Raw genomic sequence first — 24,580 nt, forward strand, 5'->3', positions numbered from 1 at the left:
GCTCAATTGCGCTCCTCGGGAAAACTCGGGATCGGCATGAAATCGATGCCATCCTCGGCCAAGCTCTTGGCTTCGTCCAACGTCGCCTCGCCATAGATGCCGCGCGCATCGCTCTCGCCGAAATGGATCTTGCGCGCTTCTTCGGCAAACTTGTCGCCGACATAGTCGGCATTCTCGCGCACCTTCTCGGCCATCGCCTTCAGTTGCGCCAGCGCCTGCTTCTGGGTTTCGCCCATGGCCAGCGCGATCGTTTCTCGGCTGCGCGCGGTGGACACCGCCGGCGCCATCAGCGCCTTTTGCACCTTGTGTGAGCCGCAGCTCGGGCAGTCGACAAAGCCACGCTTTTTCTGCGTGTCGAAATCGTCATTGCTGCGAAACCAGCCCTCGAATTCGTGCTCGTGCTCGCAGATCAGGGCAAAGCGGATCACGAAGCCGCGCCCCTGAGCCGCGGCGCTTCCACTGCGCCGGCATTGACGGCAAAATCACGCGCGTTCTTGAGATTGGGGATTTTCTTACGCGCGGCCGACGACTGCGCCGTGTCGATCTCGGCGATGATCACCTCCGGATCGTCATGGTCGGCCTCGGCGAGAATTCGACCCCATGGGTCGACGATCAGCGAATGGCCATAGGTTTCGCGGCCATCCTCATGCAGGCCACCTTGTGCTGCAGCAACCACATAGGCGCCGTTCTCGATGGCACGGGCTCGCAGCAGCACATGCCAGTGCGCCTCGCCGGTCTGGCGGGTGAAGGCGGCAGGCACCGACAAGAGGTCGGCGCCGGCCATCGCCTCGGCGCGGAACAGCTGTGGAAAGCGTAGATCGTAGCAGACGGCAAAGCCGAGACTAGCGCCGTCGATCTCGGTGACGACGGCCTCGGTGCCCGGCTCATAGGCGGCGGATTCGCGCCAGCTCTCGCCATTGTCGAGGTCGACATCGAACATGTGGATCTTGTCGTAGGTGGCAAGGGTGGCGCCGTCCGGCCCAAACAGCAGCGCCCGGTTGGCGAGCTTGCCGTCGGTGCGCAGGATGGCGGTCGAGCCGATGTGCAGGAAGACGCCGAGTTCGCTGGCGAGCTTGCGCGCGGCCGCCACGACGATGTCCTTTTCTTCCAAGGTGAAGGAAGCAGCCCTGGCTTCCTTGTCGCGGATCAGCGCACCGGTCATTTCCGGGGTCTGGATGTAGGTTGCACCGAGGCCTGCCGCTTCGCGCACCAGCCGTTCGAGATCGACCGCGTTGCGCTCGGGGCTCTCGCCCGAACGCATCTGGATCGCCGCCGCCTTGAAAATACCCATCGTCACGTCCTCTTTGAGCAATTCCAGGAAAAGTGTGTAACGGTTTTCCGTCCGGAATTGCGTAAAAACAAAGACATAGAGCGGCGCTACGAACCGCTCTTTGTCGTCGAGCCGTTGGCAAGCAGCCTATCCAGCTGCCCCCGTGCCTCCAACTCGTGGAGGTCGTCGGAGCCGCCGACATGCGTGTCGCCGATGAAAATCTGCGGAAAGGTCGAGCGGCCATGCGCCCGCGAAATCATTTCCTGGCGCAATTCCGGCGAAAACGAAGCGTCATGCTCGGTGTAGGCGACGCCCTTGCGGTCGAGCAACCGCTTGGCCGCTGCGCAATAGCCGCACATCATACGGGTGTAAATCGTCACATCGAGCATCGGTCCGTGCCTTTCCTTGCCTTATATAGTCGCGGACTCGTCGGCCCGAAAGTCCCCCGGCAGGACACGCGCAAAGGTCAGCACATCGACCGCTCCGGCGCCGCCCTTCTTCAGCGCCTTGGCGACCGAGCGCACAGTAGCGCCGGTGGTGTAGACATCGTCGACCAGAAGCACGCGGCGCCCAGTGATCTCGATTTCGGCTTCCGCAGGCACACGGAAGGCGGCGCGCACATTGTCCTCGCGCTCCTGCCGCTCCAGCCCGACCTGCTGGCGCGTGAGCTTGACGCGCCGGACCGCCGAGGGCGAGAAAGGCAGCCCGCTAAGCTGCGCAACCGCCCTTGCCAACTCCGCCGACTGGTTGAACTGCCGCCGAAAGAAGCGCCGCCAGTGCAGCGGCACCGGTACGACGACATCGGCGTCTGCAATTACCTCAGCGCCGGCGCGCAGCATCCAGCGCGCCATCCACGGCGCCAGATCGGTGCGATCCTGGTATTTCAGACCTTGCACCATCTGGCGGGCGACACCTGAATAGGCCACGGCCGCCCGCGCCCGCTCGAACGGCGGCGGATCGGCGATCGCCTCGGCCGACAGGAATCCCTCGCCCATATCGTGCGTGAATGGCGTGCCCATCACCGCGCACCATGGCCGCTCCAGCAGCCTGAGTTTCGGCCAGCAGGCACCGCACAAAACGCCGGGTTGCGAGACGTGCCTGCGACAGCCGGCACAGACCGGCGGGAACAGCATCCGCGCCGGCCAGTCCAACATGGCCAGTTTCAACATGGTTTGAGCGAGGCTCTTGATCTCCATCACCGGATCGGCCACGTGGTTTTGTCGTCCGCGCCAGGATATCACTAGACGGACAAACAGGGATGTCTACCGTTGCAGCCGATCATCGATACTGAACTTTGGCTGGTGCGCAAGCGCAGGGCGCTGGCCCACCCCGTAGCCGGCGCGGATTTTCTGATGCGGCGGGCGGCGGAAGACCTTGCCGACCGGCTCGGCGCGGTCGAGCGGAAATTCGGCAAGGCCGCGGTGCTGTTTTGCCAGACGCCGGACGCAACGGACGTGGTCGCTGCAAGCGGCAAGGCAGCGGAGATCGTGCGCGTCGAGGCAGATCCAGCGTTTCTGGACGGCCGGCCAGGGCTGATAGCACCGCTGGAAACAGTGCCGTTCCAGCCGGAAAGCCTCGACCTCGTCGTTTCACTTCTGTCGTTGCAGGCGATGAACGACATTCCCGGCATGCTGGTGCAGATCCGCCGCGCTCTGCGGCCCGACGGGCTTTTCCTCGGCGCCTTTGCCGGCGCCGGCACGCTTTCCGAATTGCGCGAAAGCCTGCTCGCCGCCGAGACCGAACTCTATGGCGGCGCCAGCCCGCGTGTCATCCCCTTCACCGATGTTCGCGACGCCGGCGCACTGCTGCAGCGCGCCGGACTGGCGCTGCCGGTGGCCGACGTCGAAACGGTGACCGTCCGCTACGATACCCTCTTCGACCTCATTGCCGATCTCAGGGCGATGGGCGAAACCAGCGCGCTGACTGATCGCAGCCGGCGACCGGGAGCGCGAAAGCTTTTTACCCGTGCCGCCGAAATCTATGCCGAACGCTTTTCGGACGCTGATGGCCGCATCAGGGCAAGCTTTTCCATCGTCTGGATGTCGGGCTGGGCGCCCGATGCCTCGCAGCAAAAGCCCTTGAAACCGGGTTCGGCGAAGGTCTCGCTGAAGACGATACTGGAAAACCCCGGCGGGCGGTGACGGCGCTCCGGATCAGTGCTCGGCGAAGGCGTTTGCGAGCCTGCTGTTGTTGTCGCTGAACAGAAACTGGATCGCATTGCTGGCCTTGCCGACACCCCCGACGATGGCAAGCGACAGCACCGCAACGATCAGGCCATATTCAATGGCCGTGGCGCCTGTTTCGTCCTGCAAAAATCGGCGCAGCAATGGCTTCATGATCGTCGATCCCTCTCATCCCCGACCATATCGCCGACCTGTTAAGAAAGGTTAACGGCACAAGCTTAACAGGCTGTGAAATGGGCCTGCGTTGAAGTTCTCACGCTGGTGTTGACCTTGTTGGTCAGCAGTCGCCGCTGCGTTGGCCGCCGGCGCGGATGATGCAGACTGAGCTCGGTGAGGGCTGCAGCACGCTTCTGCGCAGCGTATAGGTGGCCCGCGAGCCGATTGAACCCGTGCTCATCGGGTCGAGACCGCCTGCAAGAGCATCGCGGCTGGATGATCGCGTCTGGTTGTCCAGCACGGGGACCGCGATCAGCGCCAGCGCCACTGCGGCCGAGCCGAACAACAGCGTGACGCGCAATAAGCCGACGCCGGCGGCGCGAAAGCTGCGATCTGGCCGGATCGAGTCCCATTCCCTGTCGAGGCTCATGCAATCGCTCCCCGCGAACCCGCTTTGCCGCAATTTTTCACGACGAGATAAATCTTCCATTAACGCTGGCTAGATCAGACCGCGAAATGGCTTTGTATCACAACAGGTCGATGAGGAACTGGATTAGCGGCGCGTCGGCCGGCGGCATGGGATAGTCGCGCATCTGCTTTGGCCGCACCCATTTCAACGCCTGCCCTTCCCTGGGCTGCGCGATGCCGCGGAAGCGGCGGCAGACGAACAGGGGCATCAGGAGATGGAAATCATCATAGGAATGGCTGGCGAAGGTGAGCGGCGCCAGGCAAGGAATGTCAGTCTCGATGCCGATTTCTTCCTGCAGTTCGCGGATCAGGCATTGTTCCGGCGTCTCGCCTGGCTCTACCTTGCCGCCGGGAAATTCCCACAGGCCGGCAAGCTGTTTGCCCTCGGGCCGCTGCGCCAGAAGCACCCGCCCATCGGTATCGACCAGCGCGCACGCGGCGACCAGCAGCAGGCGTTTGCCGGTGATCTCGCTCATGCGCCCGGCGGCCGGCGATAGTGGTAGCGATAGACTTCGTCGAAGCCCAGCGAGCGATAGAGCGCCAGCGCCGGCGCATTGCTGGCCTCGACCTGCAGCCAGGCTTCGCGAGCGCCACGCAGCCTCGCCCACTTCAGCGCCGACAGGATCAGGTTGCGGCCATGGCCCTGATTGCGCGCCGACTTGGCGGTGGCGATCTCAAACAGGCCGGCAAGATCGCCGTCATGGACGCAGATCAGCACCGCCAGAGGGTCGGCCCCTTCCTCCAGCGCAAACAGCCCGACTTCGGGTTGGATAGCGCCGATGATTTCCGAAAGACCGGGCCGCAGCGATGCATCCGAGCCGCTGACCTTGAGCGACGCGCCGAGAAAGCGGCTGATATCCTTCAGCGGAATCTGGTCCATGGCCGGCGCCAGTTGCGCGTCCGCCAGCGGCAGCCGCATCACCAGGGATTCGTCGAATGTGCTCCAGCCCTCATTGTCGAGATGCTTGGCTAGGTCCGGCCCCGACAGCGGCGAGATGCGGAAGGTCAGCGGCCTGCCATAGGCGTCGAAGCGCCGGCTGGCGCGGCCGATGCGCTCGGCAATGTGCTGGGTGTCGCCGGGATCGAGCGGGTTGACCGAGTTCAGCCGCTTGGCCGGATGGCCGGCTGTCAGCCGCACCACCCAGGTGCCGTCATAATGCACGGCCGCCGCCGGCCAGGCGCGAAACCCCGCAGCCTCGTAGCGGCGCACGATGGCGAGCATGCTTGCCGGATGCCTGGAAGCCAACTCCATCAGCTCCGGTAATCGCCATTGATGGCGACATATTCCTTGGTGAGGTCGCAGGTCCACACCGTCGCCTTGCCGCGGCCGATACCGATATCGGCGCGGATGCGAATGTCGTCGCGCTTCATATAGGCCGAGGTCGCTTCCTCGGAGTAGCCCGGGTCGCGTTCGCCCTCATGCGCCAGACGGTTGTCGCCGAACCAGATCGACAGCCGGTCGCGATCGGCCGGCTCGCCGGCCTTGCCGACGGCCATGACGACGCGGCCCCAATTGGCGTCCTCGCCGGCAACCGCCGTCTTGACCAGCGGCGAATTGGCGATGGACAGCGCGATGCGCTTGGCCGAGCGCGCCGATTTGGCGCCGGTAACGGTGACTTCGACCTGCTTGCGGGCGCCCTCGCCGTCGCGCACCACTTGCAGCGCCAGCGATTTGAGCACCTTGCCCAGCGCCCGGCGGAACGCGCCGAGACGCGCATCCTTGGGATCGCTGATGGCGGGCGCGCCGCGCTTGGCAGCGGCTCCGGTGGCGAACAACAGCAGCGTGTCGCTGGTCGAGGTGTCGCTGTCGACGGTGACGGCGTTGAAGGTCTTGGCCGTGCCGCGCGACAACAAGTCCTGCAGCACGGGGGCGGCGATCGGCGCATCGGTGGCGATGAAGGACAGCATAGTCGCCATATCGGGCGCGATCATGCCGGCGCCCTTGGAGATGCCATTGATGATGACGTCGGTGTCGCCGAGCTTGACCGTCGCTGTCGCCACTTTCGGATAGGTGTCGGTGGTCATGATGGCCTTTGCCGCCTCGATCCACAGATCCGGCTTGCCGTCCTTGACCAGTCCGGCCAGCAAATGGCTGAATTTGGTGGTGTCGAGCGGCTCGCCGATTACCCCGGTAGAAGCGAGGAACACTTCGCCTGGCGTGCAGCCTGCGGCCTTGGCCGCGGCCTCGCCGGTCAGTTGGGTGGAGGCGCGGCCCTTCTTGCCGGTGAAGGCGTTGGCGTTGCCGGAATTGACCACAAGCACCCGCGCCTTGCCGGCGCCAAGGTTCTCGCGGCAGAAGTCGACCGGCGCCGAGGGGCATTTCGACTTCGTGAACACGCCGGCAACCGCTGTGCCGGCATCGAAGACCATGGCCAAGAGGTCGGTACGGTTCTTGTACTTGATCCCGGCCTCTGCGGTGGCGATGCGCACGCCCTCAATGGCAGGCATTTTGGGATATTTCTTCGGCGCGAGCGGCGAAATCGTTGCGTACATTGGGGACCTCGGGCGACGGAAAAACGCTAGGCGAAGGCCGGTTTGCCCGATAGCACGGCCCGGCGCAAGGGCGTTTTCTTGGCCGCCGCTGTGGGCAAGCCACCAGGGATTAAGCTTGCATTTCAAATCCGTTGGCGTCGGCGGGGCCTCTGGCGTTATGATATCGGCCATGGGCAGGCTGGTGATCTTGGCGGTGGCGTTTATGGGGCTTTTGCTCCTGAGCGCCGATGCGCAGCCGGAACGGCGCGTGGCGCTGGTCATCGGCAATGGCACCTATGCCGAAGCCGGCACGCTCACCAATCCGGTCAACGATGCGCTCGATATTGCCGGCAAGCTGCGCTCGATCGGCTTCGACGTCATCGAGGGCAACGATCTCGGCAAGCGCGAACTCGAGCGCAAGATCGGCGAATTTTCCGATGCGCTGGAAGGTGCGGGCGTCGGGCTTTTCTATTACGCCGGCCACGGCTTGCAGGTGGAAGGGCGCAACTACATCGTGCCGGTCGACGCCCGGCTCGACATGCCGGTCAAGCTGCAGCTCGAAGCCGTGCCGATCGACGAAGTCCTCGACATCATGGAGCAGCAGACCAAGGTCAGCCTGGTTTTCCTTGACGCCTGCCGCAACAATCCCTTTGCCCGCAGCCTGAGCCGCACCGCCACCACGCGCTCGGCAACGGCGCTTGCCGGTCTGGCGCAGTTCGATTCGACGCGCGGCTCCTTCATCGCCTTCTCGACGGCGCCAGGCGCTGTCGCCATGGACGGCACCGGGCGCAATTCGCCGTTCGCCGCCGCCCTGCTGCGACACATGGCCGAGCCCGGCCAGAGCATCAACGACATGATGATCGCGGTGCGCCGCGACGTGGTTTCCGAAACCCGTGAGGGCCAGCGCCCATGGGAACAGGGCTCGCTGCTCGAACGGTTTGAGTTTGTGCCTGACGGTGTGGCTGCAGCGCCGCCGCCGGCCGTTGCGCCGGCGCAGTCCAGCCAGGTGGCAGCGCTCGAACGTTCCGTTGGCGACGACAAAACCGCGATCGAGAAATTTCTGCGCGACGACTATCTTGCGCCCGATGCCGCGGCGATCGGCGAGACCGTCAAACGGCTCTATGCGCCTTCCGCCACCATCTTCGGCACGCGCTATGACAGCGACGCCGTCGTCAAGCTCAAGACGGACTGGTTCGCGCAATTTGCATCCTGGTCGTTCAGTCTAGAGCCCGGCAGCCTCAATGTGACGCGGCAGGGCGAGAACCGCGCCGAAGCCGTGTTCGCGATGAGCTACGACTATATGTCGAAAGACAAATCGGCGGCGCGCATGACCGGCAAGGCACGCGTCACGCTTGGGCTGGTGAAGAGCGACGGCCAGTGGCGGATCGCCTCGGAAACCTCGCAAGCGATGAACTGAAAATCCCCGCGCAGGGCGAACGTGAGGCCTGCTTCTACAAGCGCTGGAAACGGGCCGTTTCGTTTGCCTGCCAGCTCACCTATACTGCCGGCGAGATTGTTGGCCAGGATTGCCGGCGAGATTGTTGGCGAGGACAGACATGGGCGAGGATCCGGCGCGCAGATCGATCGGGGCGCGGCGCAACCCAGACAGCGCCGAGGCCATTCTCGAGGCCGCGGAGGCGGTGCTGGTCGAGGCCGGCTATGCCGGCTTCTCCATAGAGGCCGTGGCGCGGCGGGCGCGCGCCGGCAAACCCACGATCTATCGCTGGTGGCCGAGCAAGGCGGCCCTGCTGTTAGAGGTCTACAAGCGGCAAAAGCGTGTCGACGTCCCCGATACCGGCAGTCTCGAAGACGACCTCGTCGGTTTCCTGAGGAACCTCTTCGCGCATTGGCGCGACACATCCTCGGGCAGCGTATTCCGCTCGCTGATCGCCGAGGCCCAGTCGGACGAAGCGGCGGCCGCGGCCCTGACTGGCTATGCCGATGGGCGCGTGTCCCACACCGCTCGGATCATCGAGCGCGCCAAAGCGCGCGGCGAGGTTGCGGCCGATATCGACGCAGCGCTGGTCGCCGACCTCATCGCTTCCTATGCCTGGAAACACCTTTTGACCAACCGGCTGGACGAAGATGAGGCGACAATCCTTGCCACTGTCCGCTATGTGATGTCAGGCATCTCCCGCAATTGAAAAGGGCGCCGAACGGCGCCCTTTGCATGTTTTCGGTGCCGGCCTTACTTGCCGGCTTCCATCGTGTCGACGGCCTTCTTCAGATTGGCGTCGGGGATTTCAACCTTTGCGGCGCCGCGCAGCTGCTTGACCAGTGCGAAATACTTGTCGCGGATCACCGCCTGCTTGGCCTGGTCCTTGACGTCGTCGAAGGCCGGCGGCTGTTTGGTGCGCTTGTCCTCGAGCTTGATGACATGCCAGCCGAATTGCGTTTGCACCGGCTCCTTGGTGTATTTGCCGATTTCGAGCGCAACTGCCGCCTTGTCGAATTCCGGCACCATCTGCCCCGGGCCGAACCAGCCGAGATCGCCGCCATTGGTTTTGCCCGAGGGATCGCTGGTATGCTCGTTGGCGAGCTTCTGGAAGTCGGCACCGCCATCGAGCTGCTTGATAATCGCCTCGGCCTCTTCCTTCGTCTTCACGAGGATGTGACGGGCATGAATCTCATTGACCGGCGGCGTGCTGGCGATTTCCTGATCGTAGCGGGCGCGCACCTCGGCATCGGTAACCTTGTCGACGACGCCCTTCTCGACCATCTCGCCATGCAGCGCGCGCTGCTGCAGGAACGCCATGCGGCGCTGGAATTCGGGATCCTTGTCGAGCCCAGTAGCGACCGCCTGGGCGGCCATGACGCGGATTTCGATGGCCGCCGAAAGGGCGGCGGCGCGGCGCTGCTCGGGTGGCAACTGCGAGAACTGCTGCGACAGCTCGCCCTCGGCAAGCCCAAGGTCCGCCTCGGTCAGCTTCTGGCCATTGACGGTAGCGATAACGGCGTTCGGATCGACGGGGGCTGCCGCCGGCGCTGCTGCGGCATCGGCCGGGGCGGGAGCGGCTTCCTGGGCCATCAGCGGAGACAGCGACAGGGCCGACAGGCCGAAAGCCAAGCCAAGGCTGGCGAGCGACGCACGGCGAAACAGTAAGGACATCAAGATTAACTCCAAGGCGGGATTGGTAGGGCTTGCAGATCAGCCGGATTGTGGCGGAATTTGGCGCTGCCCATAGGGCTAACGCGGCGTTGACATCAGTTGAGCCCCCTCTTATCTGTCCAACGACTTTGCGTCCAGAACCGTTTTCCGGGCGCTTTTTGTGTTTGTCCGCGTTTCACGCGGAATTGATGGGGCCGGCCGGCGCTCATCTCAAAATTGAGAATTCTATCGAAAGGACCATCGGATGGTCAGTCTCGGCGGTCTCGCCCGTAAGGTTTTCGGTTCCTCCAACGATCGTCGCGTAAAATCGACCCGGCCGCGTGTCGAGGCGATCAACGCCATGGAAAACGAGATGCGGGCGCTGTCCGACGCCGAGCTTCAGGCCCGCACGGAAAAATTCCGCCAGGATATCGCCAACGGCGCCACGCTCGATGACCTGCTGGTGCCGGCCTTCGCCACCGTCCGCGAGGCATCCCGCCGCGTGCTCGGCATGCGCCCGTTCGACGTGCAGCTGATCGGCGGCATGGTGCTGCACAATGGCGGCATCGCCGAAATGCGTACCGGCGAGGGCAAGACCCTGGTCGCCACCCTGCCCGTTTATCTCAACGCGCTTGCCGGCAAGGGCGTCCATGTCGTCACCGTAAACGACTACCTTGCCACCCGCGACTCCGAATGGATGGGCCGCGTCTACAAATTCCTCGGCCTCTCGGTCGGCGTCATCGTCCATGGCCTGTCCGACGAGGAACGCCGCGTCGCCTACGCGTCCGATGTTACCTATGCCACCAACAACGAGCTCGGCTTCGACTATTTGCGCGACAACATGAAGTATGAGCGCGCGCAGATGGTGCAGCGCGGCCACAATTACGCGATCGTCGACGAAGTCGATTCCATCCTGGTCGACGAGGCGCGCACGCCGCTGATCATTTCCGGTCCGCTCGAGGACCGTTCGGAAATGTACAACACCATCGATGCCTTCATGCTGCAGCTCGGCCCACCCGACTACGAGATCGACGAAAAGCAGAAGACCTCGATCTTCACCGAGGAAGGCACCGAGAAGCTGGAAAACCTGCTGCGCGCGGCCGGCCTGCTCAAGGGCGAGTCGCTCTATGACGTCGAGAACGTCGCCATCGTCCACCACGTCAACAACGCGCTGAAGGCGCACCGGCTGTTCCAGAAGGACAAGGACTACATCGTCCGCAACGACGAGATCGTCATCATCGACGAATTCACCGGCCGCATGATGCCGGGCCGCCGCTATTCGGAAGGCCTGCACCAGGCGCTCGAAGCCAAGGAGCATGTGGCGATCCAGCCGGAAAACCAGACGCTGGCCTCCGTCACCTTCCAGAACTACTTCCGCCTCTACAAGAAGCTTTCCGGCATGACCGGCACGGCGCTGACCGAGGCCGAGGAGTTCGGCAACATTTACGGCCTCGAAGTCACCGAGATCCCGACCAATCTGCCGGTCATCCGCAAGGACGAGGACGACGAGGTCTACCGGACGGTCGAGGAGAAGTACAAGGCGATCGTCAAGGAGATCAAGGAAGCGCGCGCCAAGGGCCAGCCGACGCTGGTCGGCACCACCTCCATTGAAAAATCCGAGCAGCTGGCCGAGCGCCTGCGCAAGGAAGGGTTCAAGGATTTCGAGGTGTTGAACGCCCGCCACCACGAGCGCGAGGCCGCCATCGTCGCCCAGGCCGGCAAACCCGGCGCCATCACCATCGCCACCAACATGGCGGGACGCGGCACCGACATCAAGCTCGGCGGCAACGCCGAGATGCGCATCGAGGACGAACTGGGCGACATGCCTGCTGGTCCCGAGCGCGAGGCGCGCGAAAAGGAAATCATTGCCGATGTCGAGCGCCTGAAGGAAAAGGCGCTGGCCGCCGGCGGCCTCTACGTGCTGGCCACCGAGCGCCATGAATCGCGCCGCATCGACAACCAGCTCCGCGGCCGCTCCGGCCGCCAGGGCGACCCCGGCCGTTCGAAATTCTTCCTGTCGCTGCAGGACGATCTGATGCGCATCTTCGGCTCCGAGCGCATGGACGGCATGCTGCAGAAGCTTGGCCTCAAGGAAGACGAGGCCATCATCCATCCGTGGATCAACAAGGCGCTGGAAAAGGCGCAGAAGAAGGTCGAAGCGCGCAACTTCGATATCCGCAAGAACCTGTTGAAATACGACGACGTCTCGAACGACCAGCGCAAGGTGGTGTTCGAGCAGCGCATCGAATTGATGGACGGCGAAGGCCTGTCCGAGACGATCGCCGAGATGCGCGAAGGCGTCATCGAGGAGATCGTCACCAAGAACATCCCCGAAAACGCCTATGCCGAGCAGTGGAACGTCGCCGGCCTCAAGGCCGAGGTCGCCGAATTCCTCAATCTCGACCTGCCGGTCGAGGACTGGGTCAAGGAAGAAGGCATTGCCGAGGACGACATCCGCGAGCGCCTGACCAAGGCCGCCGACGCCGCCGCCAAGGAGCGCGCCGAGCGCTTCGGCCCAGACGTGATGAGCTATGTCGAACGCTCGGTGGTGTTGCAGACGCTCGATCATCTGTGGCGCGAGCACATCGTCAACCTCGACCATCTGCGTTCGGTCGTCGGCTTCCGCGGCTACGCCCAGCGCGACCCGCTGCAGGAATACAAGAGCGAGGCGTTCGAGCTGTTCCAGGCGCTGCTCGGCAATCTGCGCCAGGCCGTCACCGCGCAATTGATGCGCGTCGAACTGGTCCGCCAGGCCGCCGAAGCACCGCCGCCCGAAGCGCCTGAAATGTTCGGCAGCCACATTGACGGCACCACGGGCGAGGACGATTTCGAGGGCGGCGAGACCGCACTTCTGGTCCGCCAGGAGAGCAACGCCATCGTCGCTCCCGAAGACCGCGATCCGAACAACCAGGCGACCTGGGGCAAGATCGGCCGCAACGAAGCCTGCCCCTGCGGCTCCGGCAAGAAATACAAGCACTGCCACGGCGCGTTTGCCTGATTTCGAAGGCTAGGTCGGCGGGACAGCACCCCCCTCTGGCCTGCCGGCCATCTCCCCCTCAAGGGGGGAGATCAGCAGCTTCGGCGCCGTAACTTCTTTCAATTTCGACAATTGGCGAAAGCCACAGTGACAGCCAATCTCCCCCCTTGAGGGGCAGATGTCCGGCAGGACAGAGGGGGGTGCGAAGGATCCTCACAACAACCCCGAATCGCGCGCGGTCGCTGTCGCCTCGCCGCGCGACACCGCATCCAGCTTGCCCAGCACCGCCGAGACATGGTGATCGACCGTCTTTGGCGAAATCGTCAATTGCTCGGCGATCCGCTTGTTGGAGAGGCCGCGTTCGATCAGCTGCAGCACCTGCATCTGGCGCAAGGTGAGGCCGGCGAGGTTGGCGCGCGTCGAGCGGCGCGGGCCGCGGGCGATGCCGCCAACGCCGTTCCTGCGCATGATATCGCGCAGGCGCTGGGCCGCCGGCCTTGCCCCCAGGCCGTCGAAAATATCCAATGCCAGACGCTGCCCCTCGTCATCGCCGAGGATGAGCGCCAGTCCGCGCTCGTATGGCGCATTCAATTCGGACCAGAGTGCCGAAGCCGAACGCCAGTCGCCGGTCAGGAGCAGCCGGTATGGTGTCGCCATCTCGGCGGTGTCGCCGGCCGGCATATCGGGAGAGAGCAATGTTCGCCACAGCGCCAGCTCCCCGACATGGGCACGCGAGCGCACCGGCGTTTCGGCGCGGGTGATCAGCGCCAGCGCCTCTTGCCTGTCGGCCAGGCCCAGCCATGCCTGCTCCGCCATCAGCGCTGCGTAAGAGCTCAGCATCTGCAGGTCGCCGCCGCTTCCGACCAGGCGCGCCATTTCGGCGAACAGCGGCTCGGCCGAGGGATCGCCGCGCCTCAGGCGCAGTTTCGCCAGTGCCAGCAGCGCCGGAAACCGGCCCACGGTGGTTGTCCGCTCATTGTCGATGACATCGCTTGCCGTCGCGGCGGCCTCATCCCATTGGCCCTGACGCAGCTGCACATCGGCCAGCATGCCCCTGAGATAGTCGCGCCAGGTGCCGAGGTCGTTCTCGGTGCAATAGTGGATGCCGCTCTCGAGCACCGGACGTGCCGCGTCGTAGCTCATCTGGGTGATCTCGAAACAGGCGCGGTTGGTGAAGGCGCGCGCGGCATGTTCCTGGAAATTGCCTTGGAGCGCAATTTCAAGGCTTTCGTCGAGGCGCAGGCGTCCGGCATCCGGATTGAGCCACTGCTCGACGCAGCCGACATTGTTGAGGGCATGCGACGCGATGTCGGGACGGTTCATGCGCGCAGCCAGCGCCGCTGCCTTCTCGCCATAGAACAGCGTGTCTTCCACCCTCTCCGAAAGCATCGCCAGATGCGAAAGGTTCGAATAGGCCATGGCGAGTTCGGGACCGGCGGGAGCCGCTTCCAGCATCGCCACAGCCTCGGCGCCGAAGGCGGCCGCCGCCTCGCGGTCATCGCCCATTTCGCTCAGCCGGGAGAGCCATCTCAGGCTGTCGCCCTCCTTCAGCCTGTTGCCGTCTGCCTGATGCAACCGGCGCGCCTGTCCCTGCGCTGCAAGCGCATCATCGATCTTGCCGATGAGATGGCACTCGAAGGCATGACTTTCGTAGAGCGCGGCGCGCTCGATCACCGGCAGGCTGTCGGCCTGCTGCAGGGCGATCTCGTAATAGCCGGCGGCATCGCGATGGGCGCCGACGCGCGACGCCTCGCGCGCGGCGATTGGCGCAAGTTCGCGCACCGCCGCCAGATTATGCGCCTCGACCGCATGATGCACCAGGCGGCCTGTGGAGACGTCGCCATTTTCGAGCAGTGCCGCCAGCGCACGCTGGTTGAATTGCCGCCTGTGCGACGTCGTCAGCATCATTTCGATGGCGCGCCGCGCGATGTCGTGCCGGAAGGCGTAGCCGTCGCCCAGATCGTCGAGCAGGCCGTTGGCGACACACTCGGCCAGCTGGCCGGCGCTGGCGACGCCGCACAGGCCCTGCAGGGCCCAGGCGTCGGCGCGGCGCGGAAACACCGACACCGCGTCGAGCATGGCCCGGGCGCCAACCGACAGCCGCTCGGCCCTTGCCAGCACGGCGTCGCGCACGCTTGCCGGCAGCGCCATTTCGTTTTCGGCGCACAACAATTCGGTGACGAAGAAGGCATTGCCTGCGGTCGCCCGGTAGATGGCGTCGCCATCGCGGCCGGCCGCATCGGCGAGCGACAGCACGGCCGCCTGGCTGAGCAGCGGCACGTCCATGCGCGCCACGCTGCCGGTCGGGATTTCGCCAAGGGCGCGGCGCACGCGCATCTGTCCTTCGCTGCGGTCGGTGCGCGCCGTGAGCAACAGCAGGATGTGGGTGTTGGCGATACGCCGGCCAAGGAAGCGCACGAAATCGAGCGTCGCATCGTCGGCCCAGTGCAGGTCTTCGATCACCAGCAGGCTCGGTCCCTTGGCCGCAAAGGCGTCGAGCGCATCGGAAAACAGCGGCAGTCTCTGCCCATGCCGGGCGTCGATTGCGCGCGGCAGCGCCCATTGCGCCTCACGGGCCAGATCGTAAAGCGGCCCCAGCGGATCGGGGATCGACAGATCCTCGCAAGCGCTGCGCAACGTCGCCGCGCTCTCTCCGACACGGGCCGCGAATGCCTCGACAAGCGCCGTCTTGCCGGCGCCGGCCTCCCCGGCCAACACGGCGACGCGGCCATGGCCGCCTATTGCATCGCCAAGCAGGCTCTCCAACTGCTGCAGCTGCGTCTGCCGTTCCAGAAGCATCATTATCATCGTCTCATACGATCGGAGTTTTCCCACCATGGCGGGCCGCTCACGATTAGCCCGTGAAGAAAGCGACGCAATGTGACTTTGCACACATTGCCGTGCCTCTTTCCACAAAGAACGACGCCAATATAGGGAATCGTCCCGCCAAATATGGGGAATCGTTCCGATGCGCGGGCCGGGCCGGCGTGGTCAACGTCCAGCCGCGCTCCGATCGAGCGTGAACCAATGGAAAAGGAAACCTTCCATGCCTCGCTACCTGATTGAACGCACATTTCCGGACGGCCTCAACATACCGATGACCGACATCGGCGCCAGCGCGGTGGGCGGCGTCGTCATGCGCAATGCCGAAAAGGGCGTCACCTGGATCCAGTCCTTCGTCACGCCCGACAAGAAGCACAGCTTCTGCATCTACGACGCGCCGACGCCCGAAGCTATCCGCAGCACCGCTCAGAAAAACTCGCTGCCGGTCGACAAGATCACGGAGGTGCGGGTTCTTGACCCTTACTTTTACCTCTGATCCTGCGTTCGGTCGCCACGGTGATGAGCATCAAACTGTCCTTCGCGGCCATGGCGAACTGCCTGATGGCCTGCCGCTCGGTGGAATCGGGCCTGTCCTGGGAAAGACCGGCCGGCCAACCTCCGTGCTCGGCCGTCTATGGCGGTTCGCGTCGAAGCTGCCTGCGTATCTGTCTGAAAGGCGGCGCTTGCCCCCGGAAGGCGACTATCTGAGGCGCGACATCGGGCTATCGGAGCGGGACGTCCCGCAGGAATATTGGCAATATTACTTTTGGGATCGTTGATTTTTCACGGTTTTTAAGGGCTGCGGCCAAAGCCCGGCAACGGAAGCCGCATCGCATGAACCGGGACGGATAAACCAAATCCTAAACCAACGCCGCAGCTTCGGGCAGCCTGATCGGCCGCCGTCGCCTCGAGCGTCAACAAACGGACGGAAGACCATGACCATAACTCTTTGGACGACACGCTTCGCGGCTTTCGCCGCCATCTCGATCACGGCGGGTGCGGCCGCCCAGGCGCACGACGCCAACCCGCTGGCCGAAAAGGTGCGCGCCGCCAACAGCCGCTTCGAAAATGTGGCAGCCGCCACTGCCGAAGGCTATGCCCCCATCCCTTGCGCCAGCGGCATCACCGGCGGCGCCATGGGCATCCACTATGTCAACGGCGCCTATCTCAAGGACGATGCCGTCGATGTCGCCAAGCCCGAAGCGGTGATGTACGAGCCGACGGCCGACGGCGGCCTGAAGCTAATAGCGGTCGAATACATCACCTCGAAAGGCCCGGCTTCGCTCGAAGGCCAGCTGTTCAACTTCAACAGCGCCCCCAACCGCTACGGCCTTGGCCCGTTCTACGAACTGCATGTCTGGGCCTGGAAACAGAACCCGACCGGCGCCTTCGCCGACATGAACCCGAACGTGTCGTGCGACGCGATGAAGGGGATGTAACCCCTTCCCCATGTGACACCTCCGGCACCGGACACCCGGTGCCTGGCCTTCCCCCTTGGCGGGGGGAGGGGCGAGCGCAACGCCGACCGGCTCCCCAGTCTTCCCCGGCGTTCGCTCGCCTTTCGTTTTGCCACCGATGTCGCCAAGCCCTAGGCGCCCGACCCGATGGCTGACGGAAAGATAGGAATATTTTCTTGACACGGTGACGACAGGTATGCTACATTTTTGTCCATGGTGCTGATTTGCGCCGACGACCCGCCGCCGAGGCGGGTTTTGTTTTCCTGGGCGATTCACTGCTGTTGCTTCACGACGCCTCTTTGGCCCCAGGCTGGCGTAAACAGAATTCGTGTTCAACAGCAACCGCGCATTGACGCTACGGTTGGCGATTATGTACTTTACAAACACGGCGTGTCGGTGTTAGTGTGAAACCACACTAGAGGCACGGTAATGAGCATCCTTTCCGAACCCCGCTTCCACAACGAAGAAGCTGCTTTCGAGCGGCTGGAAGCGATTGTGTGGCCGGAAGATCCGGTTTGCCCGAAGTGCGGCAACTGCGAACAGACGCGCATTACCCGTGTCACTGGCGCGACCGCTCGCACCGGCCTTCGCCGCTGCTTGGAGTGCAAGAAGCAGTTCACCGTGAAGGTCGGAACAGTGTTCGAAAGCAGCCATGTTCCGCTGCATAAGTGGTGGCAGGCTGCGCACCTGCTCGCGTCCAGCAAGAAGGGCATCAGCGCTCATCAACTGCACCGCACGTTGCAGGTCCAGTACAAGACCGCGTGGTTCATGTTCCATCGCTTGCGCGAGGCGATGCGCGATGGCGGCTTTTCCCCAATGGGCGGTTCCGGCAAGATCGCGGAAGCGGATGAAACCTACATTGGTCGATTGCAGGGTGTTCCGAAGCAGCGCGGCGGCGGCCACAAGAACACGGTTCTTACGCTGGTAGAGCGCAGCGGCATTGCCCGCTCTTTCCATATCGACACCGCTACCGTCGCTCGCGTTATTCCAATCGTTCGGGCGAACATCGCTAAGGAAAGTGCGTTGATGACGGACGAAGGTCCGCACTACACGCGCGTTGGCAAAGAGTTCGCGATGCACGGCACTGTCAACCATAGGAATGACGAGTACGGCAGGACCGAACGTGACGCCGCAGGCGAGAAGATCTCCGTCAGCACCAACACGGTTGAAGGCTTCTACAGCATCTTCAAACGTGGCATCAAGGGTGTCTATCAGCACTGCGGCGAACACCACCTGCACCGCTATCTCGCCGAATTCGACTTCCGTTACAGCAACCGCATCGCGCTTGGCGTCGATGACAACAACAGGACGGTTAAGGCTATGGCGGGCATCGTAGGAAAGCGTTTGAAATACCGGGACTCATCATGGGCGCTCGCGTAACCAAGGGAACGGACCCGCTTCTTGCAGGGTTCTTCACCCTGAAGGATGCCGCGCGCCTACTGCAGATCGACAACACCAACCGAATACGGGCATGGCTGACCGGCTGGAATAACAGCGGGTCCGGGCCTGTTATTGAACGCGATTTCGAAGGTCGAACAGTCAGCTTTTTAGATCTGATGGAAATACGGTTCGTAGACCATTTCCGAAGGCAGAAAGTGCCTATGCCGACCATCCGAAGAGCGGCGCAGCAGCTTAGGAATGACTGGAAAACCAAGCACCCGCTCGCATATTCGAATTCCGATAAGTACCTGACCGACCGCCGCAAGATATTTGCCCAAGCGGCAGAATCTGAAGGCGACAAAGCGACTTGGGACTTGGCTACCAATCAATACGAGATGTGGGTAGCCATTGAATCTATCGTTGCGAAGAACGTGGCGTTCAACCCGGCGACAGAAATAGCGCAAACCTGGCACCCGCTAGGAAACGAGTTTCCAAACGTCATCGTTGACCCGCGCCTGGCTTTTGGTCAGCCGGTCATAGGGAAGAGACCCACGCCGACAGCCACGCTGCTTAGGCAATGGAAGGCCGAAGGCGGCAATGTTGAACGGGTCGCGAAGTGGTTTCGCGTCGAACCAAAAGACGTGAACGAAGCAGTAGAGTTCGAATTGTCTCTGGCGGCATAGCGGATTGAAGATAAGGGCTGATGAACACGTTTCACCCGAGATCGTTGACGCGGTCCGCCGCATAATTTTGACTCCGGCATTTGCCTTCGACCATGTCTATGATGCCGGCCAAAAAGGCATGTCAGACGAGCATTGGATTACCAAATTTGCAAAGGCTGGCGGGAACGCAATCCTGACCGCTGATACAGATTTTATCCATAAGCATCCGCAGGTTTTGGCGGTGTTCAATACGGGCATGAAGGTCATCCATATGCCCAAGAAATGGGGAATGGCGGGTGGCTACCTACAGGCGTCACATATCCTCGCTTGGTGGCCTCGAATAGAAGCGAAGCTCGGCGAGATGAAGCAGCGCGAATGCTTCCAGCCTGAGTGGAATGTTAGCGGCGAAACGGGTCTGTTCAAAAAGGTGGATATCGACTTTGCCAAAGCCCATAAAAAAGCCAAAGCCTGACCAGTCGCAGGCATTTATCGATATGGCTCGCGAACTTGGCGCGGATGGGAAAGACTCGTCCGCTGAATTGTTGATGGGCAAGCTGGCGCACATGCCGCCCGACCCCAAGACGACAATGCTAGTTCGCAAGAGGGCTAAAAAAAAGCCGGCCAAATAGAACCCTCCGAAAGAATTCGTTTACGGAACGGGTTCACCGTGCGGGCGTTGAGGGGATGCTATGGCAGAAATCATTCAGTTCGTGCGCAAACGCCGCCCCGACGAATATCCGACCTTCACAAAGGTAGTGGATGGGGAGACCTTCGAATGCGTTGACGTGGACGCTCTGAGCCCACGTCAACGCGAGAAGTTTTTCGAGGGTCTCAAGCGACCTTCGTGATGTGGTCGCTGTTCGTCGGCAGGGCGGTCGCGGAACCTGTGCTGAACAATTTATCGCAATGCGTCAGCATCGATTCGATGAAACGCCCGTGGTAGACGCCGTAACCCGCCGCGGACGTGTTGACCTTGTTGTTGCCGATGAAGTTCATCGTCAAGCGTCCGGTGTAGATCACCGGGCGCAACCACGCCAGATGCTTCCACTGGTCCGGCGTGTGGGTAAAATCGCCGTCCTTGTCGTAGGACCAAGTGACGACATGCTTTTCGTCAATGGCCTTCCTGAAGGCGGCGAGGAGCTTATGTGGGTCAGTAGTCTCGAAGTTAATAGCCATTGGCTCTTTCCTAAATGCAGGGCAGAGCCACGCCCGGTCGAATGAAGTTCGAATGCGTCTGCGACGGCTCACCGTTCTGGTCGCGGACGTCGCGGGAGCTGGTCGGTTAGGACCGCTCCCGCAACTGATTCAAATATATATCAAAACTGGCGCAGAGTCGAGATGCGGCACTAGATGCAGTGACGTTTCCAAAACGTTCCGCGGAAACCACTACATGTAGCGGCTACAGCATTTAACCGGATAATGCGCGTGTTCGCAAAGTACGTAATCGCCCTATGGTTGTAAGAACACGCCTTGTTTGTTCACGACGCAAATTTCAGAATGGCAGCGTCGCATCATCCGCCTGCCGGCACCTTCTCCCCGTATAGTGACGGGGAGAAGGGAGCCTGCCTGCCCACCCTTTCTTAATGTGTCTCCGCTACACCAAAACCCAGAAAATATCCGGAAAACGGAGAGACATCGGGGTGCGCTTTTCCGCGGCGACGACGGCCGGGCGGTTCTTGCCGCAGCGCTTGGCGTTGCGCATGAGGCCGTTGCTTGGCCGCATCGATGCGGTGCTGTTCACCGCCGACGAACGCGGCGAAGCCGGCCGCATGTCGCTGATCGCCTTTGCCATCCGCATCGTCAGCGCCGTCATCGCCTTCATCAGCCAGGTGCTGATGGCGCGCTGGATGGGCTCGTTCGAATACGGCATCTTCGTCCTCGTCTGGGTGACGATGGTCATCGTCGGCAACCTCGCCTGCCTCGGCTTCCACACCTCGGTCATCCGCTTCATCCCCGAATATCGCGAACGCAACATGCTGGCCGAGCTGCGCGGCATCGTGGTCGCCAGCCGCCTGTTCGTGCTGATTGCCTCAACCGCGATCGCCGGACTAGGCGCACTGGGCGTCTGGCTGTGCGCGAACTGGATCGAGAGCTACTATGTCATGCCCTTCATCCTCGGCCTGTTCTGCCTGCCGATGATCGCCATGGGCGATCTGCTGCAAGGCCAGTCACGCGCCAATTCCTGGGCGTTGTTTGCGTTGTCGCCGACCTATCTGGTGCGGCCGGTGCTGATCCTGGCGCTGATGGCGCTGATGCTGGCAATGGGCTATGCGCCCGACGCCAGGACAGCGATCTTCGCTTCGATCGCCGCCACCTACGCCACCACGCTCGGCCAGCTCATCGGCGTGACCACACGCATGGGCAGGAATATCCCGGCCGGGCCGATGAAGGTGCATTTCGCCGAGTGGTTCATCGTCTCGCTGCCGATCTTCCTGGTCGAGAGCTTCTTCTTCCTGCTCACCAACGCCGACGTGCTGATGGTCGGCGCCTATCTCCAGCCCAATGACGTCGCCGTCTATTTCGCCACCGTCAAAACGCTGGCGCTGGTGCATTTCGTCTATTTCTCCGTCAAGGCCGGCGTCGCCCAGCGTTATGCGCAGTTCACCCATGGCGAACCGGAAAAGCTCGCCGCCTTCGCCCGCGAGACCGTGTCATGGACGTTCTGGCCGTCGCTGCTGATGGCGCTGCTGGTCCTGGCGCTCGGCGAACCGATGCTGGTGCTGTTCGGGCCCGAATTCACCGCCGGCTATCCGCTGCTGTTCCTGCTTGTGTTCGGCGTCGTGGCGCGCGCCGCCGTCGGCCCTTGCGAAAGCCTGTTGACGATGAGCGGCAACCAGAACATCTGCGCCGCCGTCTATGCAATGACGCTGGCCTTCAACATCGGCCTCAACGTGGTGCTGATCCCGCTCTTTGGCCTGTGGGGGGCGGCGATCGCCACCAGCCTCGCCATGGTCTTCGAGGCCAGCGCCCTGTCCTTCACCGTCTGGCGCAAGCTCCGCATCGTCATGCTGATCTTCGTGCCCGCTGCCGAGGGAGCCGCCTGATGGCCGCCATCCCGCTGATCGAGGAAACCAGCGGCGGCCCGGCCGGCGCAATGGTGTCGGGCCTTGCCGGCCTGGCGCGCGACGCCGATCCGGCGCATCTCGAGATCCTCGCCAACAACCGGCCGCTGCGCAAGCTGGCGATCTATCCGGCTTCGGCCGGCTTCGAACTGGTCGAGGAACTCGACTATCTGTGCACCCGCACGATCGAGCCCAACGTCTTCTTCAACCCGCGCTTTCTGGCGCCGGCCATGCCCCGGCTGGAAGATCGCGAGGTCAAGCTGGCGGTGATCCGCGACGGCGACGAATACCGCAACCGGCTACGCCTGCTGGTGCCGTTCTCGGTCGAACGGCCGGCCGTGCCGCTCGGCGTTCCGGTGATGCGCACCTGGTCGAGCCCGTTCGGCCCGATCGGCACGCCGCTGGTCGACCATGACGACCCGATCGGCGTCGTCGAGGATTTCTTCGGCATGCTGTCGCGGCCGCATCTGAAGCTGCCGAAGGTCTTCGTGCTGCCCGACATACGCCTCGACGGCCCGTTGGCCAGCGTGCTGGCCACCGTTGCCGAGACGCGCGGCCTGACAATGGTCACCACCGGCAAGGCGGACCGGCCGGTGCTCGAAAGCACCCTCGACGGCGAGGCCTATTTGAAAGCATCGCTGCGCGCGCACCACTACCGCGAATTCCGCCGCCTGAAACGGCGCCTGGGGGATCTCGGCAGGCTGGAACATATCGTGGCGCGGGGACCGGACGAAATCCGCCACGCCATCGAAAGTTTCCTGACGCTGGAGGCGGCCGGCTGGAAGGGCCGCGAGCGCACCGCCATGGCCATCGACCGCTACCGCGCCGCCTTTGCCCGCGAAGCCGTGCACCGGCTGGCCGAGCACGACATGTGCCGCATCCATTCGCTGACGCTGGACGGCCGCACGATCGCCTGCCTGGTCGTCTTCGTCGAAGCCGGCGTCGCCTACACCTGGAAGACCGCCTATGACGAGACGCTGGCGACCTATTCGCCGGGCACGCTGCTGATGATCGAGGTGACCAGGCAGCATCTCGACGACCCCAACATCATGATGACGGATTCCTGCGCCGTGCCCGACCACCCGGTGATGAGCCGGCTGTGGAGCGAGCGCAAGCCGATGGGCTCGCTGGTGATCGGGCTGACGCCGGATGCCGATCGGCTGGCCCGCCAGGCGGCTTCGCAGCTGCACCTCTACCGCGAGACCCGCAACATGGCCCGCCTGCTGCGCAATCGCGTGAAGAGTTTGCTGGGACGGCGATAGCCACTGGATCAACGGCAAGACACCAGCTATGGCTCCGGCGGCAATTTCGGCCGGCCTTCACGACAAGCCATCCTGATGATCAGAACCTTTTTGCGTCACGCCGGTCCCCGTGCGGCCTTTTTGCTGCTTGCGCTGCTGCCTGTCCGCGCCTGGGCCGATAGCTGTCCCGAGGATTGCAGCGAGCCCGCGCCGTCCATCAACATCTACAGCCACACCGCCGCCGGCCATCTCAGCCCGGCCACGCTGGGTGCACTGCCGCGCGTCTATGTGCCGAACCGCTCCTCCAACAGCGTCACGGTGATCGACACCATGACACTCAAGGAAGTCGACAGGTTCCCGGTCGGCAGCAAACCGCAGCACGTCGTGCCGTCCTGGGATCTGAAGACGCTCTGGGTCGCCAACAATGGCACCGGCAAGAACGGCAGCCTGACGCCGATCGACCCGATGACCGGCAAGCCCGGCCCGCAGATCGCCGTGGACGATCCCTACAATTTGTATTTCATGCCGGGCGCGGCCATCGTCGTCGACGAAGCCCTGGAGCGGCTCGATTTCCGCGATCCCGACACCATGGCGCTGAAGTCGAGCCTGCCCACACCCACTTGCCCCGGCATCAACCACGCCGATTTCTCGGCCGACGGCGCCTACGCGATTTTCACCTGCGAATACGGCAATGGCGGACTGGCCAAGATCGACCTGAAGAACCAGAAGGTGCTTGGCCATCTCGACTTCTCGAAAATGGGCATGCCGCAGGACATCCGCCTCTCGCCCGACGGCAAGGTTTTTTACGTCGCCGACATGATGAATGACGGCGTGTTCCTCGTCGATGGCGACAGTTTCAAGGAAATCGGCTTCATCCCGACCGGCATCGGCGCCCATGGCTTCGTCGTCAGCCGCGACGGCAAGCGGCTCTATGTCTCGAACCGGGGCTCGCACAAGATGGAGCAGGGCCAGGCAAAGGGACCGGGCAGCGTGACGGTGATCGACTTCGCTACCCGCGCGGTCGTCACGCAATGGCCGATCCCCGGCGGCGGCAGCCCCGACATGGGCAACGTCAGCGCCGACGGCAAACAACTATGGCTGTCCGGCCGCTTCGACAGTGCCGCCTACATGATCGACACGACATCAGGCGCGGTGACCAAGTTTCGGGTTGGCTCAGAGCCGCACGGCCTGACGGTGTGGCCACAGCCGGGGCGGTATTCGCAAGGGCATACGGGGAATATGCGCTAAGTCCGTGTTCGAGGCGCGGCTCGAACGCAAAAGGTCGCAAGGGCAACCGCCCATCGGCCGGGACCCGGAACGAGCAGGGGCTTTCCTTGGAAA

Annotated in this window: 25 protein-coding genes; 13 read left to right on the plus strand and 12 right to left on the minus strand. The window is 63.2% G+C overall.

Annotation, left to right across the window (positions count from 1 at the left end):
- Positions 1-2: 2 nt before the first annotated feature.
- The 4 genes from ACYG9Z_RS10185 to ACYG9Z_RS10200 all read right to left on the minus strand — a co-directional run bounded on the left by ACYG9Z_RS10185 (position 3) and on the right by ACYG9Z_RS10200 (position 2,466).
- Positions 3-428, minus strand: coding sequence for a DUF1178 family protein (locus ACYG9Z_RS10185; RefSeq protein WP_023701430.1), 426 nt, complete (start codon positions 426-428; stop codon positions 3-5).
- Positions 425-1,291, minus strand: a complete 867-nt coding sequence (locus ACYG9Z_RS10190; RefSeq protein WP_023751717.1) for a carbon-nitrogen hydrolase family protein — start codon at positions 1,289-1,291, stop codon at positions 425-427. The genes ACYG9Z_RS10185 and ACYG9Z_RS10190 overlap by 4 nt, the downstream gene beginning before the upstream one ends.
- A gap of 86 nt (positions 1,292-1,377) precedes the next feature.
- Positions 1,378-1,659 (minus strand): glutaredoxin 3, encoded by a 282-nt coding sequence (grxC, locus tag ACYG9Z_RS10195; protein ID WP_023672982.1) that lies wholly within the window; start codon positions 1,657-1,659, stop codon positions 1,378-1,380.
- Positions 1,660-1,680: 21 nt separating this feature from the next.
- Positions 1,681-2,466 (minus strand): ComF family protein, encoded by a 786-nt coding sequence (locus ACYG9Z_RS10200; RefSeq protein ID WP_196813620.1) that lies wholly within the window; start codon positions 2,464-2,466, stop codon positions 1,681-1,683.
- A gap of 72 nt (positions 2,467-2,538) precedes the next feature.
- Between ACYG9Z_RS10200 and ACYG9Z_RS10205 the strand changes: the two genes are divergently transcribed.
- Positions 2,539-3,411, plus strand: a complete 873-nt coding sequence (locus tag ACYG9Z_RS10205; protein ID WP_023733657.1) for a methyltransferase domain-containing protein — start codon at positions 2,539-2,541, stop codon at positions 3,409-3,411.
- A gap of 12 nt (positions 3,412-3,423) precedes the next feature.
- On the opposite strand, the gene ACYG9Z_RS10210 is transcribed toward ACYG9Z_RS10205, so the two are convergent.
- From ACYG9Z_RS10210 to argJ, 5 genes are all read right to left on the minus strand, one after another.
- Positions 3,424-3,606, minus strand: a complete 183-nt coding sequence (locus tag ACYG9Z_RS10210) for a Flp family type IVb pilin (RefSeq protein WP_023672984.1) — start codon at positions 3,604-3,606, stop codon at positions 3,424-3,426.
- Between the two features lie 124 nt (positions 3,607-3,730).
- Positions 3,731-4,039 carry a hypothetical protein gene (locus ACYG9Z_RS10215; RefSeq protein WP_023751716.1) on the minus strand — a complete coding sequence of 103 codons (309 nt, stop codon included), beginning with the start codon at positions 4,037-4,039 and terminating at the stop codon, positions 3,731-3,733.
- Positions 4,040-4,136: 97 nt separating this feature from the next.
- On the minus strand, positions 4,137-4,553 hold the full coding sequence (gene mutT / locus ACYG9Z_RS10220; protein WP_023685791.1) for an 8-oxo-dGTP diphosphatase MutT: 417 nt from the start codon (positions 4,551-4,553) through the stop codon (positions 4,137-4,139).
- Entirely contained in the window at positions 4,550-5,299 is a 750-nt protein-coding gene (locus ACYG9Z_RS10225; RefSeq protein ID WP_031244048.1) for a GNAT family N-acetyltransferase, read from the minus strand. The genes mutT and ACYG9Z_RS10225 overlap by 4 nt, the downstream gene beginning before the upstream one ends.
- Positions 5,300-5,328: 29 nt before the next feature.
- Positions 5,329-6,570, minus strand: a complete 1,242-nt coding sequence (gene argJ, locus ACYG9Z_RS10230; RefSeq protein ID WP_023751714.1) for a bifunctional glutamate N-acetyltransferase/amino-acid acetyltransferase ArgJ — start codon at positions 6,568-6,570, stop codon at positions 5,329-5,331.
- Positions 6,571-6,739: 169 nt separating this feature from the next.
- On the opposite strand from argJ, the gene ACYG9Z_RS10235 reads away from it, so the two are divergent.
- Positions 6,740-7,966, plus strand: a complete 1,227-nt coding sequence (locus tag ACYG9Z_RS10235) for a caspase family protein (protein WP_023751713.1) — start codon at positions 6,740-6,742, stop codon at positions 7,964-7,966.
- Positions 7,967-8,105: 139 nt separating this feature from the next.
- Positions 8,106-8,693, plus strand: a complete 588-nt coding sequence (locus ACYG9Z_RS10240) for a TetR/AcrR family transcriptional regulator (RefSeq protein WP_023714960.1) — start codon at positions 8,106-8,108, stop codon at positions 8,691-8,693.
- Between the two features lie 44 nt (positions 8,694-8,737).
- Here ACYG9Z_RS10240 and ACYG9Z_RS10245 read toward each other — a convergent pair whose 3' ends face one another.
- Positions 8,738-9,658 (minus strand): peptidylprolyl isomerase, encoded by a 921-nt coding sequence (locus tag ACYG9Z_RS10245; protein ID WP_023686683.1) that lies wholly within the window; start codon positions 9,656-9,658, stop codon positions 8,738-8,740.
- A gap of 244 nt (positions 9,659-9,902) precedes the next feature.
- On the opposite strand from ACYG9Z_RS10245, the gene secA reads away from it, so the two are divergent.
- Positions 9,903-12,635 (plus strand): preprotein translocase subunit SecA, encoded by a 2,733-nt coding sequence (gene secA / locus ACYG9Z_RS10250; protein ID WP_023751712.1) that lies wholly within the window; start codon positions 9,903-9,905, stop codon positions 12,633-12,635.
- A 192-nt stretch (positions 12,636-12,827) separates the two neighbouring features.
- Here secA and ACYG9Z_RS10255 read toward each other — a convergent pair whose 3' ends face one another.
- Positions 12,828-15,416 (minus strand): helix-turn-helix transcriptional regulator, encoded by a 2,589-nt coding sequence (locus ACYG9Z_RS10255; RefSeq protein ID WP_031244046.1) that lies wholly within the window; start codon positions 15,414-15,416, stop codon positions 12,828-12,830.
- Positions 15,417-15,660: 244 nt separating this feature from the next.
- Between ACYG9Z_RS10255 and ACYG9Z_RS10260 the strand changes: the two genes are divergently transcribed.
- The 6 genes from ACYG9Z_RS10260 (at position 15,661) to ACYG9Z_RS10285 (ending at position 19,408) form a co-directional block, all read left to right on the plus strand.
- Entirely contained in the window at positions 15,661-15,933 is a 273-nt protein-coding gene (locus tag ACYG9Z_RS10260; RefSeq protein ID WP_023673765.1) for a DUF4242 domain-containing protein, read from the plus strand.
- Positions 15,911-16,216, plus strand: coding sequence for a hypothetical protein (locus ACYG9Z_RS10265; RefSeq protein ID WP_081731383.1), 306 nt, complete (start codon positions 15,911-15,913; stop codon positions 16,214-16,216). Before ACYG9Z_RS10260 ends, ACYG9Z_RS10265 begins: the two co-directional genes overlap by 23 nt.
- A gap of 156 nt (positions 16,217-16,372) precedes the next feature.
- Complete coding sequence (locus ACYG9Z_RS10270; RefSeq protein ID WP_023751710.1) at positions 16,373-16,876, plus strand: hypothetical protein; 504 nt, start codon at positions 16,373-16,375, stop codon at positions 16,874-16,876.
- A gap of 447 nt (positions 16,877-17,323) precedes the next feature.
- Positions 17,324-18,274 carry an IS1595 family transposase gene (locus tag ACYG9Z_RS10275; RefSeq protein WP_023711755.1) on the plus strand — a complete coding sequence of 317 codons (951 nt, stop codon included), beginning with the start codon at positions 17,324-17,326 and terminating at the stop codon, positions 18,272-18,274.
- Positions 18,259-18,957 carry a DUF433 domain-containing protein gene (locus tag ACYG9Z_RS10280; RefSeq protein ID WP_023711754.1) on the plus strand — a complete coding sequence of 233 codons (699 nt, stop codon included), beginning with the start codon at positions 18,259-18,261 and terminating at the stop codon, positions 18,955-18,957. Before ACYG9Z_RS10275 ends, ACYG9Z_RS10280 begins: the two co-directional genes overlap by 16 nt.
- 4 nt (positions 18,958-18,961) lie before the next feature.
- On the plus strand, positions 18,962-19,408 hold the full coding sequence (locus tag ACYG9Z_RS10285) for a DUF5615 family PIN-like protein (protein WP_023711753.1): 447 nt from the start codon (positions 18,962-18,964) through the stop codon (positions 19,406-19,408).
- Positions 19,409-19,767: 359 nt separating this feature from the next.
- Here the strand turns inward: ACYG9Z_RS10285 and ACYG9Z_RS10290 are convergent, their stop codons facing one another.
- Positions 19,768-20,112 carry a hypothetical protein gene (locus ACYG9Z_RS10290; protein ID WP_023711751.1) on the minus strand — a complete coding sequence of 115 codons (345 nt, stop codon included), beginning with the start codon at positions 20,110-20,112 and terminating at the stop codon, positions 19,768-19,770.
- 524 nt (positions 20,113-20,636) lie between these two features.
- Here ACYG9Z_RS10290 and ACYG9Z_RS10295 point away from each other — a divergent pair.
- The 3 genes from ACYG9Z_RS10295 to ACYG9Z_RS10305 all read left to right on the plus strand — a co-directional run bounded on the left by ACYG9Z_RS10295 (position 20,637) and on the right by ACYG9Z_RS10305 (position 24,487).
- A complete protein-coding gene (locus ACYG9Z_RS10295) occupies positions 20,637-21,980 on the plus strand; it encodes a lipopolysaccharide biosynthesis protein (protein ID WP_245259877.1) in 1,344 nt (447 codons plus the stop codon).
- A complete protein-coding gene (locus ACYG9Z_RS10300) occupies positions 21,980-23,260 on the plus strand; it encodes a GNAT family N-acetyltransferase (RefSeq protein WP_023751708.1) in 1,281 nt (426 codons plus the stop codon). Before ACYG9Z_RS10295 ends, ACYG9Z_RS10300 begins: the two co-directional genes overlap by 1 nt.
- 75 nt (positions 23,261-23,335) lie before the next feature.
- The gene (locus ACYG9Z_RS10305; RefSeq protein WP_023751707.1) at positions 23,336-24,487 is read left to right on the plus strand and encodes a YncE family protein; all 1,152 of its coding nucleotides are present in this window, start codon (positions 23,336-23,338) and stop codon (positions 24,485-24,487) included.
- Positions 24,488-24,580 lie beyond the last annotated feature (93 nt).

It is taken from the genome of Mesorhizobium sp. RSR380A (genome assembly GCF_054719385.1).